Origin of the sequence: Desulfovibrio sp. SGI.169 (genome assembly GCF_050313595.1) — a bacterium.
GTDB lineage: Bacteria > Desulfobacterota > Desulfovibrionia > Desulfovibrionales > Desulfovibrionaceae > Desulfovibrio.
The window spans coordinates 159,299-184,275 of record NZ_JBNPLS010000002.1; the positions used below are offsets into that span (position 1 = coordinate 159,299).

Consider the following 24,977-nt stretch of genomic DNA (forward strand, 5'->3'; position numbering starts at 1 on the left):
CGATCCCGCAAAAGTTCTTCGCGGAATTTTTGCAATGAGACGCCAAGGGGATGGAGCGGAAAAACGGCTTGCCCGCTCTTTCGCGCAGGCCCGCGGGCGGGGCAGCAATTGCGGTTTGCAACAGCCGCGCATCCGTGTATGCTCAGTGGCGTCATGTCCCGAAACGCTTTCTTCATCCGTCTGCTGCGCCGGCTCGGCCTGCCGCCGCAGAAAGTCGCGCTTGTGCTGTGCGATCTCCTGGCTCTGCTGGGAACCGTGGTCGCGGTTTTTCTGTTGCGCGCGGCTTTTGGCGATCTTGATCCCGTGCTTTACCGCTGGGGCATGCCTCTTTTGCTGCTGGGGCCGGCGTTTGGCGCGAGCCTGGGCCTGTACCGCAGCATCAGCCTGCCGCCGCAGCGCGAGTTGAAAGCCCTCTTTCTCATGACCAGCCTGATGTATGCCCTGATTCTGGCGGCGCTCTTTCTGGCGAAAAGCGGGGATATGTATTCGCGTCTGGTCATTCTGGGCAGCTGGGCCGCCACGGTGTTCACCCTGCCCGCCCTGCGCGGCTTCTGTCGCCGCCGTTTTTCCCGGAGCCGCTGGTGGGGCACGCCCCTGATCATTCTGGATCGCAGCGATATGGGGCGCGACCTCTGGCACTATATTCGCCGTCATCCAGAGCGGGGCCTGACGCCGGTGGAGATTTTTGACCTGCCGGACGACGAGGCGCGCATGCGGGAACTGCTGGCTACCGCGGCGCGTCGTTGCCCCAACGCCATAGCCCTGATTCTGCAAAGGGCGGGGCAGGGTTCGCGTCTGGATTATGTTGCGGAGGCCAGCCGCCATTTCAGCAGTGTGCTGCTGGTGCCTTCCTTCAAGGAGGGCATCAGGACGCACTGGCTGACGCCGTGCGATCTGGGCAACACGATGGGCCTGCTTTTGCGTCAGAACCTGCACGACAAGCGCCGTTTGCGGATGAAGCGCTGCATTGATCTCTTTCTCTGTCTGCTGATTCTGCCGCTGCTGCTGCCGCTGGGGCTGTTGCTGGGGCTGCTGATCCGGCTGGACAGCCCGGGCTCGATTCTGTACCGGCAACGCCGTGTCGGCCAGGGCGGCCGGGCGTTGCATGTTTATAAATTCAGAACAATGGCGACCAATGCCGACGCCGTGCTTGAAGCCATGCTGGCGCGCGATCCGGCCTTGCGCGAAGAGTGGGAGCGCGACCACAAGCTCAAGCGCGACCCGCGGATTACCCGTATGGGCGCTTTTTTGCGCAAAACCAGTCTGGACGAACTGCCGCAACTCATCAATGTGGTCATGGGCGGCATGAGCCTGGTGGGGCCGCGCCCCATTGTGGCCGCGGAGATTGAAAAATACGGCGAAGTCTATGACGAGTACTGCCGCGTCAAACCCGGCATTACCGGCCTGTGGCAGATTTCGGGGCGCAACGACACGAGCTATGGGGAACGGGTGGCCTACGACCATTATTATATCAATAACTGGTCGGTCTGGATGGATTTGTGGATTCTGGGCAGAACCGTGCCTGTGGTGCTTTCGGGCTACGGGGCGTACTGAGCCGCCGGACGGCTTTGCGCCGTCCGCGCCAGCGCCACCTGGCGCGCAAATTCCTGTCTGAAGCGTTCCTCGCTGAAATTTTCTGCATGGCGACGCAGCGCCTGCGGGTCAAAATCCCGTTCCCGGCGTTCAAACTCCACGATAGCGGCTTCCATTGCCTCCACATGCTGTTGGGCGAAAAAAAGACCGGTTATGCCGTCCAGCACTGTTTCCGTGGCTCCGCCCCGGCCGTAAGCCAGCACGGGAACGCCGGAAGCGGCCGCTTCCAGGGGAACTATCCCGAAATCTTCTTCGGCCGGGAAAAGCAGGGCGCGGCTGCGCGTCAGCAAATCCGCCACGGTGGCGTCGTCCTGCCGGCCCACAAAACGAACGCAGGGCGCGGCCTCGGCCCGCAGGGCTCTCAGGCTTTCGCCCTCGCCCACGACCACCAGCGGCCGGTTCAGGCGCGAGCAGGCCTTGACCGCCAGATCCACCCGCTTGTAATGCGTCAGCCGGCCAAGGCAAAGGTAGAAATCGCCGCCTGTCTGTTGCCGCGCGGTAAAGGCCGCGATGTTCACCGGCGGGTGCACCACGGCCGCCTCACGCTGCCAGTGCTTGCGAATGCGCCGGGCCACAAAATGTGAATTGGCGACAAAATGATCCACACGGAAAGAACTGAGCAGATCCCAGCGGCGCAGGCCCGGCAGCAGGAGGCGCATGCCCAGACGGGTCAGCGGCCCGACCGACGCCATGTAGCCGGGCCAACTGTCCCAGATATAGCGCATGGGCGTGTGGCAGTAGCAGACATGCAGGCTGTCCGCACGGGTGATCACGCCCTTGGCCGGGCCGGATTCGCTGGAAATGACCAGATCGTAGCCCGTGAGGTCAAGTTGTTCCAGCGCCAGCGGCATAAGCGGGAGGTAGCGCTGGTAGTGTTTTTTGCTGCCGGGCAGGCGGTGGATGAACGTGGTTTCAATGTGGTGTCTGGCGATGTTCGGCGAAATGGCCGCTTTGTCCAGAACATGCGTGAAAATGTCAGCCTGGGGATACATGCGGCAAAGCGCCTCCAGAACGCGCTCTCCGCCGGCCATGCCGACAAGCCAGTAATGGACAAGGGCCACGCGCATGTCAGGCTCCGGGTCTGTCGCCGATGGCCGCGGTGATCTGGGCCTCGGCGGCCAGTTTGCCGTCCACGAAGGCGCGGGCTTCCATCTTGCAGAGTTTGAGCTTCATGCGCATATCAGAGCATTCCAGATCCAGCCGGTCGCCGGGAACCACCTGACGGCGAAACTTTACGCCATCCAGGCCGGTGAAGAGGAAGAGCTTGTCCGTGAGGTCGCCCATGCCCGCCGCGGCCAGCAGGCCGCCGGTCTGGGCCAGGGCCTCCAGAATCAGCACGCCGGGCATGATGGGCGCGCCGGGAAAGTGCCCCTGGAAAAAAGGCTCGTTGACGCTGACGTTTTTATAGGCCCTGATATGCGATCCCGGCACGCATTCCACCACCCGATCCACCAGCAGAAAGGGATAGCGGTGGGGCAGAATGCTCAAAATGCGCTGGATGTCCATCTGTATGCTTTGGGCTGGGGTATTCTGCATATCTTCTCCCTGGCGCGCGGCGCCCGTGAAAGGGTAGAAAAAAACCCCCCGCCCCGTCCAGGGTCGAGAGGCTTTTTGCGTGGGCGAAAAACCGGCCTTTACTTTTTCTTTTCGTCTTTCTTGACACCGCCGGCCTTGTACAGCTTGTTCACTTCGGCCAGCACGTCCTGGGTCAGATCCATGGACTGATCAGCGTACAGTACGCCGCCGGCCGTCACGTCCACCACAAAGTTGAAGCCCTTGGCGCGGGCCACTTCATAGGTGGCGCTGAACACCAGCGTCACCATATCCTGACGCAGCTTGACTTCGTCCTGCTCCACCTTGCGCAGAAAATTGCGGGTTTTTTGATCCAGTTCCTGCTTGGAGCGGATGAAGGCCAGTTTCTTTTCCTCGCTGGCCTTGGGGTTCTTCAGGTCTTCGGCCTTTTTCTTCAGCGCCTCCCCCTGTTTTTCCAGGCTCTGGCGCTCCTTGCCGTATTTGGATTCCATTTGCTTTTTGGCGGCCTGGGCGGGTTCGCTCTGGGTCGCCACGGTCTGCATGTCAACCACGCCGATTTTGACGGCGGGCGCGGCATTTTCATCGGCGGCGAAAGCTGCGCCGACCATCAAAAGGCATGCCGCAAGGGCCATCAACACAACATTACGCATGAAAGTTCTCCTTCCCCAACTTGCTGAAATTTATGTCGCCTTTGCGGAACAGGTATGATCCACGCGCCGTAAGAAGCTCGTCTGCAAAAAAAGCTCCGGACAGGAACGTCGCCGCTGTGAAAGCGGCGCAAAAAAGCCCGGTCCGCTTGTTGCGCGCGGCATTGCAAAAGGCGCGGCGCAACAGTGAAATACCCGACTTCACATAGCACCGGGGCCGGTGGGCGTCAAGAAATTCTGCGCGGTTTGGCGTTTGAGAAGGCGATCTTTATAGGCCAGGATGCCCTCAGCCAGACCTTCGGCCAGGGCGTGACGGTATTTGGGGTTGTTCAGGTTGCGCGCTTCGGCCTGATTGGTGCAGTAGCCAAGCTCCACCAGCACCGCGGGCATCTGCGCTCCGAGCAGCACATGGAAGGGCGCGGCCTTGACGCCGTTGTTTCTGGCCGCGAACTCGCGTCGCTTCAGGCGGAATATGGAGAGGCGCTGAATATCCGCAGCCAGACGGCGCGACTCCTCCACGCGGGCGTTGAGCATGACATCGGCCAGCATGTTCTGCATGTCGCCAAGGCGGCGGTCACTGCCGGCATTTTCCAGAGCGGCCACGCGCGCCGCCTGCGGATTGCTGGCCAGATCCAGATAATAGGTTTCCAGACCGCTGACCCGCTGGTCTTCACTGGCGTTGACATGCACCGAGACAAAAAGATCGGCGCGCGCCGCGTTGGCCTTGCGGGTGCGTTCGCTCAGAGAAACGGCAATGTCGCGCGTGCGGCTGTAAACGACCTCCAGGCCGTTGGCCTCCAGAAGGCGGCCCAGTCGCATGGCCACATCCAGGGTGATCAGGCGTTCCAGTATGCCGTTGTGAGTGGCGCCCGGATCCCGGCCGCCGTGGCCGGCGTCAATGAATACCGTATGGACGGTCAGACCGAGCTGGCTGGCCATATTGCTGACCTGACGGCTTTTGATGGCGGCCTTGCCGGCGCGGGGAGACGCGTCGTCGTCCCCTCCGGTGGCGGCGAAAGCCGCCGCGGCCCCGCCCTTGCGCGGAAGCGACGCCTTGCCGGCAGCCACGCTGAGGATGATGCGGCAGGGATCGTCCTCGGTGCGGGCGTCGAAACGCCGCACTTCCCGAAAATCGAATTGCAGGCAGGCCCCGCCTTCCTTGCGGTCGCGCACGCGCACGGCCTGCAGAAGGCTGCCGCGCACTGTGACGCCCTTGCGCACGTCACTGACCACGGCGGCGTCTTCCAGGTCAAGATACAGGCGGGCGGGAGCCCCCTTCTGCGCTTTGACCAGACGGGTGGAGTAGCGGGCCGGGCCGCTCATTTCCAGTACGATTTCCACGCTGTTCTTGTTCAGGGAGTCCCAGGAGAGCACCTGAAGTTCCGGCTTTTCCAGGCGGATCAGCGTGGAGGCCGCTCGCGTCTGCCCGCCGCCCGGCGCGGTCGCGTTTTTGCCCGCCTGTTCGCCGCTCCACCGCGCCCGCAGGGCGCGCGCCTCGACGGCCATGTCGCCGCGCGGATGGCTGGCGGCAATTTCGTCCAGCAAAGCCAAGCCTTCAGCCGCCTTGCCCAGATGCTCCGCCTGAATGCGGGCCGCGCGCAACAGGGCGTCGTCGGCCAGGGCGCTCTGGGGAAATTCCCGGGGCAGCGTCAAATAAAGCTTCAGGGCGCGCCGGTAATCATCCGCCAGATGGGAACAGTCGGCCAGGGCCTCCTGACACGCGGCGGAGCGGAACAGCGCGCCGGGGGCCACAGCCCAGCTTTTGCGGCATTCATAAATCCGCTGAAATTCCGTCTGCAGCTCCTCCCACGGCTGTCGCCAGCAGGATTTGACCTTGTCGGCCCTGAGGGCGTCCATGCGGGCCTTGGCCGCGCGATAGCGGGGCAGCAGCCTGGCTTCCGGCGCTGAAGGGGATGAAGCGCGACCATCGCGCGCGGCGGACGCCGTCAAGGCGGCTGGGGCCGGGGGTTGATCCTCCACTGCCTCTTTTCTGTCCGCCGCCGCCACCTGGCGGGCCTCCGGCGCGGTGCGGCCGCTGGCCGAAGCCTTGAGCGCCTTTTCCAGCGCGAGGGCTTCAGGCAGCATATCGCCTTTGGCGTACTGGCTCTTGATGCGCGCCAGCAGGGCCAGCGCGCCCTTGTCATCCTTGAGCCAGGCCGCGCGCATTCTTGCCGCCCGGAACAGGGCGTCGTCGGCCAGACGGCTGTCCGCATGGCGCAAGGCCAGCGATTCATAACATTCTATGGCCTTGCGGGCGTCGCTTTTGGCAAAGGAACGCCTTGCAAGTTCCTCCAGGCTTTCGGCGGCGCGAAACAGGGCCGCCGGACGGTTGGGCCAGGCCGGATCCGTGTCGTAAATGGCCCGAAATTCCGTGGCCAGTTTTTCCCAGGGTTCACGCAGATGGCCTTTTTTATCGTCCAGCTTGAGGCTGGTGATGTCCGCCTTGGCGGCGGCGTAGCGTTTTTCCGTGGGCGGCAGGGCGCTGTAGCCCGCGTCATAGCAGCAGATGATCAGCAGGCAGAGCGCCAGCAAAAAAGCCAGCGGCGGCGCGAGACGCCTGAGAACGGCTTTGTCCGTTTGTTTCTGTCGTTTGTTTTTTCCGGCCACGGTGTTGTCCTGTTCAATATTCCGGCCCGCTTCAGTCGGTTTGCTGACGCCAGTTCAACCGGCATATATGTGCTATCGGCTGTCCGGCGCGACTCTTAAGGGGCGAGAAACGCCGCGGCATGGGCAAAACATGCCGGGCTCCCGGCTGCGAGGCTTTTTGCAGATTTCATGCCATAAAAATCCTTCTCGAAATTGGGGAGCCGGTTGCGGGCTTTTCAGACTCAGGCCCTCTCAATGGGCTGTAGGTCAGGGGAGCTGCTTGTGTTCCGCCATAATTATCGTCAAAAACGGCCTGAAGCGAGCGTGGGAAACTGGCGCGCGGCGCGCAGAAGATTTGCCGGCCGGCAAAGCAAAAGCGCCGGTCGTTGTTCAGCAGAACTCACGCCCGGCGCTTCAGGGTTCAACGGCGTTGTCAGCCGCCGGTTCCAGAGCGTCCTGACTTGCAAAATACCCTAAAAGAACTGGCCCATGCTGAATTCCAGCCTTCCGGATTCCATTTCCTTGTCGTAGTCCTGCACCAGGGGGACGCCGTAGGCGATGCGCAGATCGCCCATGGGCGAACGCCAGCGCAGTTCCAGACCCGCGGATGCCACCAGGTATTTATCCAGATCGTTGCCCATGGTTTTACTGTCAATGTTGAAGCCGCCGTCAAAGAAGGGCACCAGGGCCAGGCCCATGTCTTTCTGGAAAGTCCAGATGTATTCCACGTTGAGCACGCCCATGCGGTCGCCGCCGATCTGTTCGCCGGCGTACTTGTAATCGCGGGGGGAAAGGTCGGAGTAGGAATAGCCCCGGATGGTATCCATGCCGCCCAGCCAGAAACGTTCAAATACCGGCACGGGGTCATCGGTGTTCTGAAAGACGCCGCCCAGACGGGTGCGCACATGGAAGGTATTCTGGGGGTTGACTGACCAGAATGCCTGCCAGTCGGCCACGGCCTTGATGAAGTTGTCCGTGCCGCCCAGGCCGCCGCCGCCGTATTCCGCCCAGAGGCGGGTAATGGTGCCCTTGGTGGGGCGGTCTTTGGCGTCGGTGGTGTCGCGCAGGATGCGGCCCGAGACGGCGCTGGTCCAGTTTACGCCCTTGTAGTCGCTGATATAGGGCGAGGCGTTGTGCTCCACGTCATAAAGTTCATAGCGCTCCAGGCGGTAGGCCAGACCAGCGGAGGTGTATTCGCCGATGGGATAGGAGGCGCGGATGGTGTCGCCGATGGTGTCTTTGGTAAAGTCGTCCCAATAGTCATGGGTGTAGTAAAGATCGTTGCCTACGGACAGGTCTGTGTCGTAAACGCGGGGGTTGGTGAACGACAGCATGCCGGTGGTGCGCCGCCAGGAGAAAAAGCCCTGCAACTGGAGCCAGTACCCCCGGCCAAAGAGGTTGCGCTCCATGATGGAGGCCGTGACGCCCACGTCATAGTAGGTGGAGTAGCCGATGCCGCCCATGATGGCGCCGGTGTTGGCCTCCTTCACCTTGACCTTGAGATCCACCTCGTCTTCGTTGCCGGTGGGGATCAGTTCCGTATCCAGGGCGGAGAAGTAGCGCAGGCGGTTCAGGCGCTCGCTGGAACGGCGCAGCTTTGCGCCCTCGTACATGTCGCCGTCGCCCAGGCGCATTTCACGCAGGATGACGTTGTCGCGGGTTTTGACGTTGCCTTCCACCGTGAGACGGCGGATGAAGACCTTCTGCTTTTTGTTGATCAGGTAGCCCACGTCCACCTGGGCGCTGCCGTCGTCGGCCTTCATCAGCTTGGTGTCCACCTCGGCAAAGGCGTAGCCGTAGTCGGCATAAAAATCCGTCATGCGTTTGGAGTCTTCCTGCATGACCGTCAGGGAAAAGTACTGGTTGGACTTCTTCCAGTCGTCCATCTGCACGACCTGAAGCATGTTTTCTTCGCTGTCGATGACGTCGCCGGCGAATTTTACGTCGCGCACGCTATAGCGCGGCCCCTCATGCACGGTGAAGGTGATGTAGATGCCGTCCGGCTTGTAGTCCACCTGCGGCGCGGAAACCTGTATATCCACAAAGCCTTCGTTCAGGCCGAAGGCGGCGATGGCGTTGGTGTCGCGCTCCAGATATTCGTCCTTGAGCACGCCGCTGCCCGTGAACCATGAGAAAATGTTGCGGGGCTTGAGCGCCATGTACTTGTCCATGTCGCCCTGGCTCAGCTCCTTGAGGCCGTCTATCTTCACTTCCTTGATGTAGAGCTTGTTGCCCTCGTCCACGGAAATGATCAGCACCGCGCCCCGGCCGCCCTGGCGGTCTTCCAGGCGGTAATTGACCTTGGCCAGGTAGTAGCCTTCCTTGCGGTAAAGCTCGGTGACCTTCTGCAGGTCGTCGGAAAGCATCTGCTCGTTGAGCACGCTGCCGGACTTGGTGCCCATGGCGGCCAGCACGTCTTCCTGGTCGATGTCTTTGGAGCCTTCCACCAGAATATTGTCGATGCGCGGTTTTTCCGCCACGGTGAAGACCAGAACTCCGCCCTCGAGAGATGCCTGAACGTCGCTGAAATAGCCCATATCCCAGATGCGCTTGACTTCCTCGTTAATGGCGTTGGCGTCGGGCTTGTCGCCCTTGTGGATAGTCAGGCGCATGAGCACGGTGTCCGGGTCCATGATTTTCATGCCGCGCACCTGCACGTCAGTCAGACCGCCGGCGGCGGCCGGAGAGTGCATGGGCACAAAGCCGGGTCCGTTGTCGGCCTGCGGGGCGGGGGCCTGCGCTGCGGAACCCAGCATGGCCGAGGCGCGCCCGGCCACGGCCGCGGCGCACTCGCTCAGCGCCACCAGAGAGGCGCGCTCAAAACCGGCGGGCACGGCTTCGCCGTTTTCCACGGGCACCAGGCGGGTGTCCATGTTGAAGCCGTCGCCCAGCTGATTGAAGCTGCCGTAGATGACCAGCCTGGCGCCGGCCTGACGCCCCAGACGGCGGGCCGCGGCCAAGTCTATGGCATTGTTGCCGCTGCGCTCAAACAGGGCGCGGGCCCGGCTCATGGGCACGGCCCTGAGGCCGCTTTGTTCCAACTGGCTGACAATGAGCTGCGGCACATCGCGGGAGGCGTTGGGCATGTCCGGCCCGGCATTGACCTGAAAGGGCAGAACCAGCACCAGCGGTTGCCCGGCCCCGGCCGCCGCGGCGTTCTGGGCGGGCAGCGCCTGGGCGGCGCAGGCCAGGACCACAAGGCACACGGCCCTGAGCAGCATATTATGCAAAAGACTTCTCATACAGAGCCCCCGCTCTAAGTTCCAGGCCGCGGTCCATTCTGGCGGCCAAGTCCGAATTATGCGTCACCACCACCAGGGTCATGCCCAGCTCGCGGTTGAGTTCATTCAGCATTTCCCCCACCTGTGCGCCGGTGGCTTCATCCAGATTGCCGGTAGGTTCATCGGCCAGAAGAACGCGCGGCCGCAGCAGAACCGCGCGGGCTATGGCCACCCGCTGGCGCTCGCCGCCGGACAGGGTGGCTATTTTGCTGTCCGCGCGGTCGGCCAGACCGACCCGTTTCAGCATGGCGCGGGCCTCGGGCAGCACGGCGGCGCGGCGCGCGCCGCCGATGACGGCCGGCATTGCCACGTTTTCCAGCGCCGAAAATTCCGGCAAAAGGTGGTGGAACTGAAAAACGAAGCCCAGGGTTTGATTGCGGAAAGCGGCTTTCTGATCCGGGCTCATCAGCGCCATATCCCGGCCGTCAAAGGCCACAACGCCAGTGCTTGGAGTATCAAGAGCACCCATAAGATGCAAGAGGGTGGACTTGCCTGAACCGGAAGCCCCCACAATGGCCAGGGCTTCTCCCTCTTTCACGATCAGGTTGATATTCTTAAAAATTTCGAGATTTTCTCCAGGCCCGGAAAATCTTTTTCCCACGTCAGAAAATTTATAGAGTTCGGACATAATTATTCGTAGCGCAGAGCTTCGGCCGGTTCCAGGCGGGCGGCCTGGCGCGCCGGATAAAGAGTGGCCAGAAAACAGAGCAGCATGGCGCTGGCCCCAATGATGAGCACATCGGAAACTGTGATGATGATGGGCAGGTGGTCAAGGGTGTAGACGTTTTCCGGCAGCTTGATGAACTGGTAGCGTTTGAGCAGCCAGCCCAGGCCCAGGCCGAAGGCGTAACCCAGCAGTGTGCCGATGACGCCGATGATGGCGCCCTGCAGCATGAAAATGCGGCGAATCATGCCGCGCGTGGCCCCCATGGACATCATGATGGCGATGTCGCGCGTTTTTTCCATGACCAGCATGACCAGGGTGGCGACAATGGAGAAGGAGCCGATCAGCACCACCATGGTCAGAAGAATGAACATGCCCACCTTCTCCAGCTTGAGGGCCGCGAACAGGTTGGCGTTCATCTCCATCCAGGTGCGCACATAAAAGGGCGAAGACAATTCGACGGCCAGGCGCGCGGCAACCTCGTCAGCCTTGAAAACATCCCTGACCGTGATTTCAATGCCGGACAGGAAGCCCGCGGGCAGGCCCAGCACATCGCGCGCGGCCGCCAGGGTGACGAAGGCCAGGGACGAATCGTACTCAAACATGCCGGTTTTGAATACGCCGACCACCTCGAAAGGACGGATGCGGGGGGAATAGCCCGATGCGCCTTTCTGCCCCGATGGCGAGAGCAGGTTGACCCGGCTGCCCGCGACAAGGCCCAGGCGGCGGGCCAGCTCTTCGCCGATGATGATGCCCGGCGCGCCCTCCTTTTGCAGGGCCTGAACCGAGCCGGAGCGCATCTGGTGCAGGAGGGAGAGCACATCGGGCGCGCTGGCCGGGTCAATGCCGCGCAGCACCACGCCCTTGACCCCGCCGCCCGCGGAAAGCATCACTTCCGTATAAATGAAGGGGGTTGCGCCGGTGACGCCCTCCACCGCGCGAATCCGTCGCGCAAGCTCCGGGTTGTGCTCAAAGGCCGAGGGCACATACGACATGACGATGCCGTGGGCATTGGCGCCCAGAATCTTGTCGCGCATGTCGGTGGTCAGGCCGTTGTAAACGCCCAGCACCACCACCAGGGCGCCCACGCCAATGGCTACCCCCAGAATGGACATCAGGGATATGACATAGATAAAAGTCTGCTTGCGCCGCGAAAAAAGGTAGCGCAGGGCCACAAAGAGTTCAAAAGACATTTGCGGCATTCTGGCCCAGCTTGACCTGAGATTCAAGACTTTTTTTAGATACTTTCGCCATGGCAAATGGGCAAGGCGCTCCATTGCGGATTGGCCCGCAAAGGCGCGCGCTTCATGCGCGTTGCCGCATGGTGAAAGGAAGGCGTTGTTCGGCTTCGGCGTTGCGAAAAGCAACGGCAATCCGCTTAGGCTCAAACCTCATTAAAAAGGACGTTATGGGTTTTGCTTGTCGGTAAAGGGATATTTTTCCGCTCGCCGCCCCAAGCGGAGTCAAGGACGGGGCTGTCGCCACAAGAATCCAAAAAAACAGAAATTTTTTGCGCGGCTGCACCTGACCGACAAAAATCGTCCAGTGACGCGGCCAGCGCCAAAAAAGCCGTTTTCGACGGATGGTTGCGGCGGAACACAAGCGGCAACACCCCTGACCAACAGCTCAGTAATAGACTCTGGCTCTAGAACTCCGGTCGCAGCAGGGGGAAGAGAATCACCTCGCGGATGGAAGCCGAATCCGTAAGCAGCATGACCAGGCGGTCAATGCCCACGCCCTGGCCGGCGGCCGGGGGCATGCCGTATTCCAGGGCGCGCAGGTAGTCTTCGTCCATGCTGTGCGCCTCGTCGTCGCCGGCCTCCCGTTCGCGCACCTGCTCTTCAAAGCGCAGGCGCTGATCCACGGGATCGTTGAGCTCGGAAAAGGCGTTGGACAGCTCGCGCCCTGTGATGAACAGCTCGAAGCGGTCGGTGATCTCCGGTCGCTGGTCGTTGCGGCGGGAAAGGGGCGAAATTTCCGTGGGGTAATGGTAAATGAAGTGCGGCTGGATCAGCTTGCCTTCCACATCCAGATCAAACAGCTTGGCCTGAAGCTTTTGCAGGCTTTCGCTGTCGGCGGCCTTTTCGCCGCGTTCACGGATATAGTTGCGCACTTTGTTGTAATCATTATAAAAATCTGGCAAATGCCCGCCTATTTCCGTCAGGGAGTCATAAAAGCTGAGGCGCTTCCAATGGCCGGGCGTGAGGTCGATTTCCTGTCCCTGATAGGGCACCACCGTGGAGCCGCAGGCAGCCAGGGCCAGGTGGGCGAAAAGCCGTTCCGTGAAGTTCATGAGATCTTCAAAGGTGGCGTAGGCCCAGTAGAACTCGCACATGGTGAATTCGGGATTGTGGCGGGTGTCGATGCCCTCGTTGCGGAAGCTGCGGTTCAGTTCAAAAACCTTTTCAAAGCCGCCCACCAGCAGCCGCTTGAGGTAAAGTTCGGGCGCGATGCGCAAAAAAAGGTCCAGATCCAGGGCGTTATGATGGGTTCTGAAGGGCTTGGCCGTGGCGCCGCCGGCCAGAGGCTGCATGATGGGGGTTTCCACCTCCATGAAGCCGTGATTTTCCATGAAGCGGCGAAATTCGCGCACAATCAGACTGCGCTTGGCAAAAATCTCCCGCGCGCGCGGCGTGACGATGAGGTCCACATAGCGCTGGCGGTAGCGCGTCTCCATGTCTTTGAGACCGTGATACTTTTCGGGCAGGGGCCGCATGGAGCGGGTGATCAGCTTGAGGCTGCGGCAGGCGACGGTCAGTTCGCCGGTCTTGGTGCGGAACAGATGGCCGGAAACGCCGACAATGTCGCCCACATCCAGCTTTTTGACGATCTTGTAGACAGCCTCGTCCAGATGCTCCCGCGAGGCGTAGCACTGAATGCGCCCGCTCTGATCCATGAGGTGAAAAAAAGCCACCTTGCCGAAAGAACGCAGGGAGACTATGCGCCCGGCAAGGGCAAAGACGTCCGCCTGTTTTTCCAGGGCGTCGTCCTCCAGATCGCCGAATTTTTCCAGCACCCATGAAACGGCGTGTTCTTTGCGAAAATCATTGGGGAAAAGGGGCACGCCCGCGTCCAGTATGTCGCACGCCTTGCTGACCCGGTTTTTGATGACCTCGTTGAGATCATCCCGCGCGGCGAAACTTTCCAGCATGGGCATGAAATACGCCGCATGCGAAGACTTGGTGCCCAGCTTGACCACAGGCTTCTTGCTCTTTTCCCGTTTTTCCACAGAATTCCCCCGCTCTGACCCTGCCTTGGCGGCTTGCGGGAACATCTCCGCGCCGTCGTGCCCCGTTGAAGAAAGGAATTTATGCTAGCCCATTCCGGCGGGAGCGTCAAGATTGCCCGGCGGCGGGATGGCGCGCGGCGCGCCGGTCGCGCTTTACGGGCTTGAATTGCGCCCGCTTTTGCGTGTATACAGTTGCTTTCCGCCGGTTATGCAGTTTTTGGGCCGGCCGGCGCTTTTTTGAGGACTGTGCCATGCAGAAATACACCGCCTCCTTTCTCGGTCGGGACTGCCCCGGCGTGGTGGCCTCGGTGAGCCGCATTCTGGGCGAAACGGGCTGCAATATCGTGGAGGTGACCCAGACCATCCTGTCCGGCGAATTTGCGGCCATTTTCGTGGTTCAGGCGCCGGAGGGCCACAGCGCCGGGAAACTGCGCGAACAGCTCGCCGCGGGTCTGGCCGAAGCCCAGGTTGATCTTTCCGTTCTGGTGCGCCCGGCCATTGAGGGGCAGTGGGGGCAAGAGCTCAACTGCGACCCTTTTGTGGTCACCGCCGACGGCCCGGACAAGCCGGGCCTTATCGCGGCCATGAGCCGGGTGTTCGCCCGCCACGGGGTGAACATCGAAAGCCTCAAGGCCATTCTGGGCGAGGGGGGGGCGGATCACGCGCTTTTTGTTTTTGAAGTCATGGTGCCTGAAAGCGTGGACCTGGGCCGCCTGCGCCGTGAACTGGCCTGTGAGGGGCACTCCAGCCACCTGCGCGTGAGCGTGCAGCACCGCGATATTTTCGAGGCCGTTCACCGGGTGAGTTCCTTTTAGGGCGAAGCGCCTTTATTAAAAAATGCGTTATGGTTTTTGTAGCGTCTGCTTTTGCAAGTAGACACCGGGAATTGCCCGTCAGAGAGCAAAATTCATCTTTGCAGCGGCGGGCCGGGCCGATAGCCGGAGACGGCAGCCCGCGCATGCCATACAGGATAGGCCATGCTTTCAGAACGCGAAGTCACCAGCACCCTGAACATGCTCCGCAATGAGCATCTGGACGTGCGCACCGTCACACTCGGCGTGAGCCTGTTTGACTGCGTGAGCCATGATCTGGACCTTTTCATCGCCAATGTGCGGGCCAAGCTGCGCCGCTACGCCTCGCAGCTTGTGGTCGTCTGCGATGAGGTGGGCGACAAGTACGGCATTCCGGTAGTCAACAAGCGCATCAGCGTCAGCCCCATAGCCGTGGTGGGCGCGCCTTTCGGCCCGGACGGCATGGTGCGCGTCTGTCGCGCCCTGGACGAGGCCGCCAAGGAAGCCGGCGTGGATTTTCTGGGCGGCTTCTCGGCCCTGGTGGAAAAGGGCTTCGCCAGGGGCGACCGCGCCCTTATCGAAGCCCTGCCCGACGCGCTGGCCCAGACCGACCGCATCTGTTCCTCCATCAATGTGGCCTCTTCGCGCAGCGGCATCAATATGGACGCTGTGGCCCTGATGGGCGAGCAGATACTCAAGACAGCCCGGGCCACAGCGGAACGCGGCGGCATCGGCTGCGCCAAGCTGGTGGTTTTTGCCAACATTCCGCAGGATGTGCCTTTCATGGCCGGGGCGTATCTGGGGGTTGGCGAACCGGATGTGGTCATCAATGTGGGCGTTTCCGGCCCCGGCGTGGTCAAGAAGGCCATTGACCGGGCTCTGGCCGCCGGGCATAACGAGCAGGGCGGGCGGCTGACCCTTCTGGACATGGCCGAGGTCATCAAGCGCACGGCCTACAAGGTGACCCGCGTGGGCGAAATCATCGGCTCAGAGGTGGCCCGGCGGCTGGGCATTCCCTTTGGCGTGGCCGACCTTTCCCTGGCGCCCACCCCGGCCGTGGGCGACTCTGTGGGCGAGATTTTTCAGAGTCTGGGCCTCTCCAGCATCGGCGCGCCCGGCAGCACCGCCGTGCTGGCCATGCTCAACGACGCGGTGAAAAAGGGCGGGGCCTTCGCGTCTTCCTCGGTGGGCGGTCTTTCCGGGGCCTTCATCCCCGTGTCTGAAGATTCCAGCATTGAGGCCGCCGCCATGTCCGGCCGTCTGAGCATTGAAAAGCTGGAGGCCATGACCAGCGTCTGTTCCGTGGGGCTGGACATGATAGCCATTCCCGGCGACACCCCGGCGGCCACAGTTTCCGGCCTGATCGCCGATGAAATGGCCATCGGCGTGATCAACCACAAGACCACTGCGGTGCGCGTGATTCCCGTGCCCGGCAAGGGCGTGGGCGATGAGGTCTCTTTCGGCGGCCTGCTGGGCAAGGCCGCCATCATTCCGGTGCCCCAGGGCGACGCTTCGGCTTTTATCGGTCTGGGCGGGCGGATACCCGCGCCCATCCACAGCCTGAAAAACTGAAAAAAAGCCTTGCGTCTTCGCTGGCCGGGCGACAGGAAAGCTCAATGGGCCGGGGCCAGAAAGTATTCCCAGATCAGGGTGAGCAGCAGCAGGGAAAGGGAGATGGTCAGAAAGCGGCGTACGGCCCTGGCGCCCACCCTGATGGCCGTGCGGCTGCCCAGCCAGTTGCCCGTCACGGAACCGGCGGTCATGACCAGGGCCAGGGGCCAGAGCACCTTGCCGTGCCAGACGAAGGCCACCACCGCGCCAAAGTTGGAGGCCAGGTTGAGCGCCTTGGATGTGGCCGATGCCTCGATAAGCCCCGCACGCAGTATCCAGTGGAAAGCCAGAATCAGAAAGCTGCCTGTGCCTGGCCCGAAAAAACCGTCATATACGCCGATCAGCAGGCAGACCAGAGGCGCCAGCGCCCAGAAGCGCGCGCCGTCCAGGGGGCGCGGCGCGCATTCCCGCTCCTTTTGGGGCAACAGGGTGGCGCACATGCCCACAGGCAGCAGCCCCACCAGAATCTTGCCCAGAGTTTCCCCTTCCACATACAGCGCCAGAATGGAACCCGCGTAAGCCCCCAGCAGGGAAAAGCCCAGACCGGCCAGGGCCAGACGCCAGAGCACCAGATGGCTGCGGGCGAAGTTACCCAGGGCCACGGCGGTGCCCACGCAGGCGCTGATCTTGTTGGTGCCCAGGGCCAGATGCGGCGGCACGCCGGTCAGCAGCAGGGCGGGCATGGTAATCAGCCCGCCGCCTCCGGCGATGGCGTCGATAAAGCCGCCCAGCAGGGCCGCGCCGGTACAGATCAGAACGGCGCTCAGGCTGAGTGTGAACATGCCCCCTACCACTCCTTGAAAATGACCCAGGCCGCCAGAACAATCAGCGCAAAACCGAGAATGTGGTTCCAGCGCAGGGGTTCATGCAGCCAGAGACTTGAAAAGAGCATGAAGACAGTCAGAGAGATGACCTCCTGAATGGTCTTCAGTTCCGCTGCGGAGAAATGGCCGTACCCGATGCGGTTGGCCGGAACCTGGAGCATGTATTCAAAAAAGGCGATGCCCCAGCTCGAAAGAATGACCAGCGGCAGGGCCAGGCTTTTGTGGCGCAGGTGGCCGTACCAGGCGAAGGTCATGAAAATATTGGAGAGCGTGAGCAGGCCCACGGTAACGAGAGGAACGGGAAGCTGCATGGCCTTTTGCCCCGAACGAAAAAAAACGCCTATGGGAGCATAGGCGTAAATTTTTGGAGCCCTTGACCAGGATTGAACTGGTGACCTCATCCTTACCAAGGATGCACTCTACCGACTGAGCTACAAGGGCGCTATTGACGAAGTGATTTTCTATCCTATCAGGGGCATACCGTCAAGCCTTGCGGGAAAGTTTTTTGCAGGCGGCGCGGCGCTTGCCCTGGCGCGCGCTGCCGCAGACGCGGCCTGGATGGTCTGGCCGGGGGCGCTCTATATTTTCTGGCTGGCCTGGCGCATGGCCCTGGGCGGCGTGGGAAAAAGCGGGAACGGCGGCGGCGCGGGAAAGCCGCTGGGCGTAAGCTGCAATCTGCTCCGGGCTGTGCTGGGCGGCCTGTTGCGGAATGTGTTCCGCCGGCATGGGCGCGCCTCAACCTCTTGCTGGCCGGTCTGCTGGCGGGCAGCGCGGCAGGGATGTTGCCTTAGAACAGCCGCATGTCAGAGCATGTCGCGCATGAAATGCCCTGCGGAGCCGGGCCGGGGATGGCGCCGCCCGGCGTCGGAACCGGTCAGGCGTTGCCGGGGTGGCCCGCCAGCGCGCGGGTCAAAGCCCGGAACAGCGCGCGGGAGGCGTGGGGCGCGGCGACGCCGTTTGCCCTGGCGGCGCGCGCCTCACGCACAAGGCGGCGCAATTCTTCAGCAGCGGGGCTGTCAGCCGCGTTGCGGCCATCGCGCGGGGCGGACGCGCTCTCCAGAAAGTGCCGCAACCGGTTTTCCATATCCGCATCGGGCGCGTTCAGCAGGGTTTCACGCCATTGTTCCGCCAGGTGAAAACGCGCCGTGTCGGCTGACGCGGCCTCCCGTCGCGCCGCCAGAGCCGCGCGCAGGGGTTCGGCGTCGGTTTCGCGCATCAGGCGACCGATATACTGCATCTGCCGGCGGCGGCCCTCATGGTCGCGGATGCGGGCGTGCATGGCCAGAGCTTCGGCCAGCTCCGGCGACAAGTCAAGATCGCGCAGTTCCGCCGGGGCCAGCCGGCTTAATTCCTCCCCCAGTTTCTGAAGCGCCAGGCTTTGGCGTTTTTTGGCCGAACGGCTGGGCGCGTCCTCCCGCTCAGTCTCTCCGTCCTCCCGCCACTGACAGCTTTTTTTGCGTGGCATGTCTGTCGCGCCTTAAAGATAAATGCCCAGAATCACGCCCGCCAGCACCACCGGAGAGATAATGCCGTTGAGCGTGAAAAAGGCGGTGTTCACATGGCGCAGGTCTTGCGGACGCATCAGGCGGTGTTCCAGCAGAAGCAGGGCGGCGATGCCCAGACAGATGACGTGCCACGGCCAGGAGAGCCCCGCCGCCAGGCCCGTCAGCAGCAGAAAGATGGCGGTCATTGCATGCGAGAAGGCCGCCAGGGCCAGGGCGGTGTCCGGCCCGTAGACTGAGGGGACGGAATGCAGATCAAAGGCCAGGTCGAAATCCAGATCCTGAAAGGCGTAATAGATGTCAAAGGCGCTGACCCAGAAGGTGACGGCCAGAAAAAGCGTCACGGGCGAGAGATCCATGCCCGTCGGGTTCACGCTGAGCCAGCCCGCCAGGGGGGCCAGGCCCAGCGTGGCGCCGAGCCAGAAATGGCAGAGAGCGGTGAAGCGCTTGAGCAGGCTGTAGGCTCCCGCAAACAGCAGCGCCGGCACGGCCAGCCAGAGGCAGAGGCTGTTCAGGCAGGCGCAGGCCAGAATGAAAATCAGGGCCATGACGCCGCAGAAGGCCCAGGTCTGCGCCTTGCTGATGGCGCCTGTGACCAGCGGGCGGTCGCAGGTGCGCGGATTGTCGCGGTCAAAGGGCAGATCCGCCAGACGGTTGAAGGCCATGGCAAAAGAGCGCGCGGCCACCATGCCTATGGTCAGAAAAATCAGGCTGCGCATGGGCGGCAGGCCCCTGGCGGCCAGAACGGCCCCGGCCCAGGCATAGGGCAGGGCGAAGATGGAATGCTCGATCTTGATCATCCGACAGATGTCGGCAAATCGTCCGAAAGGCGTGCGCATGCTGCTATCCTCCACAATCGGCGGGGTCGCCGTGCAGCTTGTCCAGAGCGTGGGGCAGGGCGGGCAGCACGGCGGCCAGATTCTCCAGCGCGCCCTTGCGGCTGCCCGGCAGATTGATGATGATGCTTTGGCCCAGTACGCCCGCCACGGCGCGGGAAACGGCGGCGCGCGGCGTTTTGGCCAGACTTGAGGCCATCATGGCCTGACTGAGGCCGGGCAGGGGCATGTCCAGCAGGGCGGCTGTGACCTGGGGCGTTATGTCGCGGGGCGAAAGCCCCGTGCCGCCGGTGGTGCAGATCAGGTCATAGCCCTGGCGCAGGGCCAGATCCGTCAGCAAGGCGCGGAGCGGCGCGGGTTCGTCCGGCAGCAGAAATCCCTGGCTGTGGCAGAGGGGCAGGCGCGCTGCGGTCAGCTCTCTGATGGCCGGCCCGCTCAGATCCTCGCGCAGGCCCCGGGAACCCTTGTCCGAAAGTGTGACCCAGGCCAGCGAATGGCCTTCCTTGCCAATGGTCAGGCAAAGCGCGTCCCGCTCCGGGGCCGCATCGGGCGCGATGTCCGCCAGCGCCGTGAGCAGCGGACAGTCGCGGGCGCGCGCGTCGGGGCCGGCGGACGAGGGCAGCCAGATGTGGCCGGTGACTTTGAGCAGGGCCGTTCCAGCCGCGTCGCGCAGGCAACTGCCCACATGCAGGAAGGGCAGGGGGCGCGACGCGGGGGCCGCAAGGCGGTGCGCGGGCCAGATGCCCGCCCCCGGCAGCTCGGCGGGAAGCAGGGGCAGACAGTCTCCGGCCCGGCAGGGCCGCAATCGCAGGCAGAGATGCATGACGCGCGCTCCGAAAAATGGCCGGCCGTTCCTGGACGGCGCTTGAAAGGAATATTGTAGCCGCAAGCGCAATGGGTTACAAGTCCGGTGGGCGTCGGTCGTTCCGGCGCTTTGCGGGAGCGTTTTTCACGCCTGCAATGCTCCGCCGTCCGCGGCGGATGTGAAAATGCCCTACAGATGTTTGAAGGAGTTGCGCATGTCCACCCGCAGTCAGGATGAGACCCGGAACCTGCATGTTCTCGGCACGGGCCGTCTCCCGAATCTTGAGGGCGGCCCCGGCGTCGGTCTGCTGGAGTCCTTTCCCAACTGTTATCCGGGTCGGCCCTATGTGATCAGCATCAGCTTTCCCGAATTCACCTCCCTCTGCCCGGTGACGGGGCAGCCGGACTTCGGAACCCTCAGCGTGGAATATGTGCCCGACAGGCTTTGTGTGGAATCCAAGAGTTTCAAGCTGTATATGTTCGCGTTCCGCAATCATCAGTCCTTTATGGAAACCATCACCAACACGGTGCTGGATGACCTGCGCGAACTGCTCGCGCCCTGCTGGTGCCGGGTCAAGGGCCTGTTCGCGCCGCGCGGCGGCACGCGCATTCATGTTTTTGCCGAAGAGTTCAAAAACATGCCCGATGAGCAGAACCAGCGCGTGCGCGAAGCCGTGCGGGCCTGGCGGGCGGAAGCTGATCCGCACCGGCCCTGAGCGGTCGTGACCGGACAAACGCGCTGAATATGCCGGGGAATGACAGCCGCCAGAAAGAGCGGGCGACAGCGCCGGGCCGGATGCTGCGCACGGCGGCCCTGCTGGGCGGCTTTACGCTTTTGTCGCGTCTGTTGGGCCTGGTCAGGGATATGGGCATGGCATGGCTGCTGGGCGGCGGGGCGGCGGCTGACGCCCTGGTGGCGGCCATGCGCCTGCCCCATGTGCTGCGTCGCCTGCTGGGGGAGGGCTCGCTGTCCATGACGCTTACCGCCGCTCTGGTGCGCCGCGCCAGCGCCCCGTCGGGAAAAGGCGCGGAGGGCTGGGCGGCGCAATGCGGGATGCTGCGTCCGCTGGCCTCGGCCCTGGCCCTGCGGCTGGGCTTGACCCTGACGGTTCTGACCATGCTGGGGCTGCTGGCCGCTCCCCTGCTGGCGTCTCTGCTGGCCCCCGGTTTTTCCCGGCCGGAAAGCGCGCGGGTGGCGGAATTGCTGCGGATATGCCTGCCGTATCTGCTGACGGCGGGCATGGCCGCTCTGGGCATGGCTTTTCTGAACAGTATGGATGTATTCTGGCTGCCCGCCCTGTCGCCCGCGCTGTTCAATCTGACCATGCTGCTTTTCACGGTCGCGGCCTCGCTGGGTGGCTGGCCGCCCGCGCAGACGCTGGCTCTGGGCATGTGTTGCGGCGGTCTGGTTCAGTGGCTGGCGCAATGGCTGGCCCTGCGCCGTCTGCTGCCCAAAGCGGCTCCGGCGGCGGATGGGCGCGGGGCCGTTGCCGTGGACGCCGGGGGGGGCAGCGCGGGCCGGATTGCCTGGCGCTGTCTGGCGCAGGCGCCGGCCGGCCTGCTGGGGGCCGCCGCGCCGCAACTGGCCATGCTGGCGGCCATGTGCATGGCTTCGGGCCTGGGCCGGGGGCATGTGGCGGCGCTGTATTACGCCGAGCGCCTGCTGGAATTGCCGCTGGGCCTGGTGGGCGTCTGCCTGGGCATGGCCAGTCTGCCGTCCTTGAGCCGTCTGGCGGTGGAGCGGAATTTTGCGGCTTTCGGCGACCAGTTGCGCGCGGCTCTGCGCTGGACCGCGCTGTTCAGCCTGCCCGCCGCCGCGGGGCTTTGGGCTGTGGGGCCGGAGCTGGTGGAGGCCCTGCTGCGGCGCGGGGCCTTTGACGCCCTGGCCGCGCGCGAAGCCGGACAGGCGCTCTGGGCCTATCTGCCGGGCCTGCCCGCCTTCGCGCTCAATCGCAGCCTGCTGGCAGGCTGCAACGCGCTGGGCGCGACGCGCCGCACGGCGGTCAGCGCGTGCTGGGCCGTGGCGGCCACACTTGCGGTCGGGGCCGTGCTGGGCCATAGTCTTCCCACCGCATGGTCGGTCATGGGGCCGGCCCTGGCCGTGAGCCTGGGCCTCTGGCTCCAGACCTGCCTGCTTTGGTTCGGCTTATGCCGGGCGTTGCGTGATCGCGGGCAAAACGCGGGGGCAATGCCCTGGCGAACGCTGTTTCAGCAGGCGTTGGCCGCGTTGGCGGCCGGGCTGGCCGCCTGGGCGGCGCTGGCCGCGCGGGCGGCGTTTCCCGAAGGCTGGTGGGGCGGCGTGTGGAGCGCCCTGGCCCTGGCTGTTGCCGCCGGGCTGGCGGCCTGGCTGCTTTGCCTGGCCGCGCTGGGCAATAAAGACCTGGCCGTCCTGACGGGCCGCCTGCGCGAAATGAAATGAAAAGGAGGGCGCAAGGCCGTCGGCTTTTGCGCGTATGACGCCATATGCCTTACATTACACACGGCACGCGCCGCTGGCTGGCATTGACCGTCTGGGCGGCGGGGCTTCTGCTTTTTCTGCTGCTCGGTCTGTGGAACCTGAACGGCAGCCGCCGGGATGCGGAAAACCGGCTGATCAGCGAGGCCGGGCACCTGGCTTCGCAACTGGCCGCCCTGCTTTCGCTGCCCGCCTGGGAGCTGGATGAACTGACCGCGCGCACCATAGTCATGGCCGTCATGGAAGACGACAGAATTTACGCCGTCAAGGTTCAGACCCGGCAGGGCATGCTGGAAGGCCAGCGTCGCAATTACCAGTGGGAGCCTGTGCCCTGGGATGACGAAATTGCGGAAAATACCGTGCAGGGCATGAATCCGCTCAAAATGGAAGGGCGAACCATCGGCTCGGTGGAAGTGTATCTTTCTCCGCGTCTGAGCGCGGAAGAACAGGGGATGGTGGCCCGGCGCGAGGGCTGGCGCTTCGCTCTGGCGGCGCTGTTCTGTACCGGCGCGCTGCTTCTGCTGCTCTGGCACTGGGGGGATATGGCCCGCCTGCGGCGTTTGCTGGCCAGCAAGACGGACGCCGCTCTGGCCGGAGACAACGACTCCGCGCCGGACAGGATAGTGCTGGGCCTGAGCGCGCCGGCGACTGACGGCGCCGAGGCCCCGGCAGCGGAGGCGCGCCCCGCCGCTTCGCCTGTCAATCCGTCTCTGGGCCGGAATTTCCAGTGCAAACACGCCAACGCCTGGGGGATCACCGCCGGGCTGTTCCGCCAGAGCTTCGCCCACGCGCCTGAGCTTCTGAGCCGCCTGTACGCGGACGGAGAGGTGGCGGGGCTTTGCCATCTGGGGCGTATGCTGGAACTGGCGGCGCCCTGCCTGGGCGCGGTAGGGCTGGAGGAAGCGGCCCGACATATGCAGGCCGCCCTCAATGATCCGCAGTGTGAAACCGCCGCGCTGGCCGTGGAAGCTTGCGCGCGTGCTCTTGAAGACGTGCTGGCGGCGCTGGGCGGAGAAAAATAGGCGCTTTTGCGCAAGGAGTTTGTCATGGGCTTTTTTTCAGCCGTAAAAAAGATATTCGGCGGGTCGCGCCAGGAAGATGTCAGGCCTTCTTCCGATGCCGTGCCGGCGCGGGAGGACGAGGCCGGAGCCGCGCCCGCGAACCTGGCGAAAGGCGCGCCCGAAGCCGCCGCGCCGGGGCCGGCGCGCGCCCCCGCCGGCATTGCCGGAGAGGAAGAGGCGCTGACCGTACGGCTGCGCGAGGCCGAACCCAGGCTCTCGGTCTGGCTGGGCATTATTCTGGAGGGGGTGGAAAGCGCCGGCGACCTGCTCTGGCGGCGGCTGGCCTTTTTGCTGCGCGCTCTGGACGCGCCCCGGGATGAGGTTCGGAACTTTGTGGACGACTTTCGGGCCTGGCTTGAGCGCATGGAATACCATCATGTGGAGGAATTTCGTTCCGAGCTGCAATACCGGCTGGCCCTGGCGCTGGATCTGGAAGATGAGGAGGACGAGCGCAGCCGCCTTTTCCTGAAGATCAGCGAGGGCCTCTCGCGAACCCGTGAGCAGTTTGCGCGCCGCCTGGACACGCTTTTCGCCAGTCACGGCGAGCTGGACGACGCCTTCTGGGAAGAGCTGGAAGAGCTCTTCATCATGGCCGATCTGGGCTATGAACCCTCGCTGGAACTGGTGGAACGCCTCAGAGAACGCGCCCGGCGCGAAAAAGTCACCCGCGCGGAGCAGGCCCGCGAACTGCTGCTGGCCGAACTGGAGGAGATTTTTCGCGCGCCGCGCCGCATTTCGGCCGTCAACCCGCCGGAAGTGGTGCTGATGATCGGCGTCAACGGCGTGGGCAAAACCACCACCATCGCCAAACTGGCCCACCGCGCGCGCATGCAGGGCAAAAAGGTGATGATCGCGGCGGCGGACACCTTCCGCGCGGCGGCCATCGAGCAGTTGCAGGTCTGGGCCGAGCGGACGGGCGCCCTGTTCCATGCCCGTCCCGCGGGTTCGGACCCGGCCTCTGTGGCCTTTGAGGCTATGGACCGGGCGATGAAGGAAGGCGTGGACGTGCTTTTTGTGGATACGGCCGGGCGCTTGCAGACCAAGGTCAATCTGATGGAAGAGCTGACAAAGATTCGGCATGTGCTGGGCAAGAAGCATTCCGGCGCGCCGCATCGCAGCATTCTGGTGCTGGACGCCACCACCGGGCAGAACGCCCTTTCCCAGACCAGGCTGTTCAAGGAGGCCGCCGGGGTGGACGAACTGATTCTGACCAAACTGGACGGCACGGCCAAGGGCGGTGTGGCCATCGCCGTGGCCCTGCAGCACCACCTGCCCATCACCTTTGTGGGGCTGGGCGAAAAAATGGAGGACCTGCGCCCCTTCAACGGCGCGGATTACGCCCGCGCGTTGCTGGGTGAGCCGGCCGCCGGGAACTGATGGCGACGAAACATTGCGGCATATGGGGCTGACGCCCAGGGCGTTTCACGCCTCCATCGAAGCAGCCGCGATTCACTTGCGGCGTTACGCTTTGCTGGGGGCGTGAAGCCTGCGGGTCGGAACATGGGATACTGGCTGGATTTTCAAATGCAACATGCCCAAAACACGTTCCGCTGACGGCGA

At 63.5% G+C, this 24,977-nt stretch carries 21 protein-coding genes and 1 tRNA gene; 7 read left to right on the forward strand and 15 right to left on the reverse strand.

Features of this window, described 5'->3' with window-relative positions; translation table 11 throughout:
• Positions 1–153: 153 nt before the first annotated feature.
• Positions 154–1,554, forward strand: a complete 1,401-nt coding sequence (wbaP, locus tag ACQRA4_RS02250) for an undecaprenyl-phosphate galactose phosphotransferase WbaP (protein ID WP_427821457.1) — start codon at positions 154–156, stop codon at positions 1,552–1,554.
• Here the strand turns inward: wbaP and ACQRA4_RS02255 are convergent.
• The 8 genes from ACQRA4_RS02255 to lysS all read right to left on the reverse strand — a co-directional run bounded on the left by ACQRA4_RS02255 (position 1,539) and on the right by lysS (position 13,533).
• Positions 1,539–2,660, reverse strand: coding sequence for a glycosyltransferase (locus ACQRA4_RS02255; RefSeq protein ID WP_427821458.1), 1,122 nt, complete (start codon positions 2,658–2,660; stop codon positions 1,539–1,541). The genes wbaP and ACQRA4_RS02255 overlap by 16 nt on opposite strands.
• 1 nt (position 2,661) lies before the next feature.
• Positions 2,662–3,129 carry a 3-hydroxyacyl-ACP dehydratase FabZ gene (gene fabZ / locus ACQRA4_RS02260; RefSeq protein ID WP_427821459.1) on the reverse strand — a complete coding sequence of 156 codons (468 nt, stop codon included), beginning with the start codon at positions 3,127–3,129 and terminating at the stop codon, positions 2,662–2,664.
• Positions 3,130–3,227: 98 nt separating this feature from the next.
• On the reverse strand, positions 3,228–3,776 hold the full coding sequence (locus tag ACQRA4_RS02265) for an OmpH family outer membrane protein (RefSeq protein ID WP_427821460.1): 549 nt from the start codon (positions 3,774–3,776) through the stop codon (positions 3,228–3,230).
• Between the two features lie 198 nt (positions 3,777–3,974).
• The gene (locus ACQRA4_RS02270) at positions 3,975–6,380 is read right to left on the reverse strand and encodes an N-acetylmuramoyl-L-alanine amidase (protein ID WP_427821461.1); all 2,406 of its coding nucleotides are present in this window, start codon (positions 6,378–6,380) and stop codon (positions 3,975–3,977) included.
• Between the two features lie 452 nt (positions 6,381–6,832).
• Positions 6,833–9,601, reverse strand: coding sequence for an outer membrane protein assembly factor BamA (gene bamA, locus ACQRA4_RS02275; RefSeq protein ID WP_427821462.1), 2,769 nt, complete (start codon positions 9,599–9,601; stop codon positions 6,833–6,835).
• Positions 9,582–10,268 (reverse strand): ABC transporter ATP-binding protein, encoded by a 687-nt coding sequence (locus ACQRA4_RS02280; protein ID WP_427821463.1) that lies wholly within the window; start codon positions 10,266–10,268, stop codon positions 9,582–9,584. The genes bamA and ACQRA4_RS02280 overlap by 20 nt, the downstream gene beginning before the upstream one ends.
• A 2-nt stretch (positions 10,269–10,270) precedes the next feature.
• Complete coding sequence (locus tag ACQRA4_RS02285) at positions 10,271–11,497, reverse strand: lipoprotein-releasing ABC transporter permease subunit (RefSeq protein ID WP_427821464.1); 1,227 nt, start codon at positions 11,495–11,497, stop codon at positions 10,271–10,273.
• Positions 11,498–11,949: 452 nt separating this feature from the next.
• Complete coding sequence (gene lysS, locus ACQRA4_RS02290; protein WP_427821465.1) at positions 11,950–13,533, reverse strand: lysine--tRNA ligase; 1,584 nt, start codon at positions 13,531–13,533, stop codon at positions 11,950–11,952.
• Between the two features lie 251 nt (positions 13,534–13,784).
• Here lysS and ACQRA4_RS02295 point away from each other — a divergent pair, with 251 nt between their 5' ends.
• Complete coding sequence (locus ACQRA4_RS02295) at positions 13,785–14,348, forward strand: glycine cleavage system protein R (protein ID WP_427821466.1); 564 nt, start codon at positions 13,785–13,787, stop codon at positions 14,346–14,348.
• A 162-nt stretch (positions 14,349–14,510) separates the two neighbouring features.
• Complete coding sequence (locus ACQRA4_RS02300; protein ID WP_427821467.1) at positions 14,511–15,896, forward strand: PFL family protein; 1,386 nt, start codon at positions 14,511–14,513, stop codon at positions 15,894–15,896.
• Between the two features lie 41 nt (positions 15,897–15,937).
• Here ACQRA4_RS02300 and ACQRA4_RS02305 read toward each other — a convergent pair whose 3' ends face one another.
• The 7 genes from ACQRA4_RS02305 to ACQRA4_RS02335 form a co-directional block, all read right to left on the reverse strand.
• The gene (locus ACQRA4_RS02305; RefSeq protein WP_427821468.1) at positions 15,938–16,717 is read right to left on the reverse strand and encodes a sulfite exporter TauE/SafE family protein; all 780 of its coding nucleotides are present in this window, start codon (positions 16,715–16,717) and stop codon (positions 15,938–15,940) included.
• 5 nt (positions 16,718–16,722) lie between these two features.
• Positions 16,723–17,070 (reverse strand): DMT family protein, encoded by a 348-nt coding sequence (locus tag ACQRA4_RS02310; RefSeq protein ID WP_427821469.1) that lies wholly within the window; start codon positions 17,068–17,070, stop codon positions 16,723–16,725.
• Between the two features lie 54 nt (positions 17,071–17,124).
• Positions 17,125–17,200, reverse strand: a tRNA-Thr gene (locus ACQRA4_RS02315).
• A gap of 42 nt (positions 17,201–17,242) precedes the next feature.
• Entirely contained in the window at positions 17,243–17,485 is a 243-nt protein-coding gene (locus tag ACQRA4_RS02320; protein ID WP_427821470.1) for a hypothetical protein, read from the reverse strand.
• Between the two features lie 148 nt (positions 17,486–17,633).
• On the reverse strand, positions 17,634–18,224 hold the full coding sequence (yjgA, locus tag ACQRA4_RS02325; protein WP_427821471.1) for a ribosome biogenesis factor YjgA: 591 nt from the start codon (positions 18,222–18,224) through the stop codon (positions 17,634–17,636).
• Positions 18,225–18,236: 12 nt separating this feature from the next.
• Positions 18,237–19,100 carry a UbiA-like polyprenyltransferase gene (locus ACQRA4_RS02330; protein WP_427821472.1) on the reverse strand — a complete coding sequence of 288 codons (864 nt, stop codon included), beginning with the start codon at positions 19,098–19,100 and terminating at the stop codon, positions 18,237–18,239.
• Between the two features lie 4 nt (positions 19,101–19,104).
• Complete coding sequence (locus ACQRA4_RS02335; protein ID WP_427821473.1) at positions 19,105–19,920, reverse strand: MogA/MoaB family molybdenum cofactor biosynthesis protein; 816 nt, start codon at positions 19,918–19,920, stop codon at positions 19,105–19,107.
• Between the two features lie 196 nt (positions 19,921–20,116).
• On the opposite strand from ACQRA4_RS02335, the gene queF reads away from it, so the two are divergent.
• The 4 genes from queF to ftsY are packed head-to-tail and all read left to right on the forward strand — an operon-like array spanning position 20,117 to position 24,794.
• Complete coding sequence (gene queF, locus ACQRA4_RS02340) at positions 20,117–20,617, forward strand: preQ(1) synthase (protein WP_427821474.1); 501 nt, start codon at positions 20,117–20,119, stop codon at positions 20,615–20,617.
• A 29-nt stretch (positions 20,618–20,646) separates the two neighbouring features.
• Positions 20,647–22,320, forward strand: coding sequence for a murein biosynthesis integral membrane protein MurJ (murJ, locus tag ACQRA4_RS02345; RefSeq protein ID WP_427821475.1), 1,674 nt, complete (start codon positions 20,647–20,649; stop codon positions 22,318–22,320).
• 44 nt (positions 22,321–22,364) lie between these two features.
• Entirely contained in the window at positions 22,365–23,378 is a 1,014-nt protein-coding gene (locus tag ACQRA4_RS02350) for a hypothetical protein (protein WP_427821476.1), read from the forward strand.
• Positions 23,379–23,402: 24 nt separating this feature from the next.
• Positions 23,403–24,794: a signal recognition particle-docking protein FtsY gene (ftsY, locus tag ACQRA4_RS02355; protein WP_427821477.1), complete on the forward strand. Its 1,392-nt coding sequence runs from the start codon at positions 23,403–23,405 to the stop codon at positions 24,792–24,794.
• Positions 24,795–24,977 lie beyond the last annotated feature (183 nt).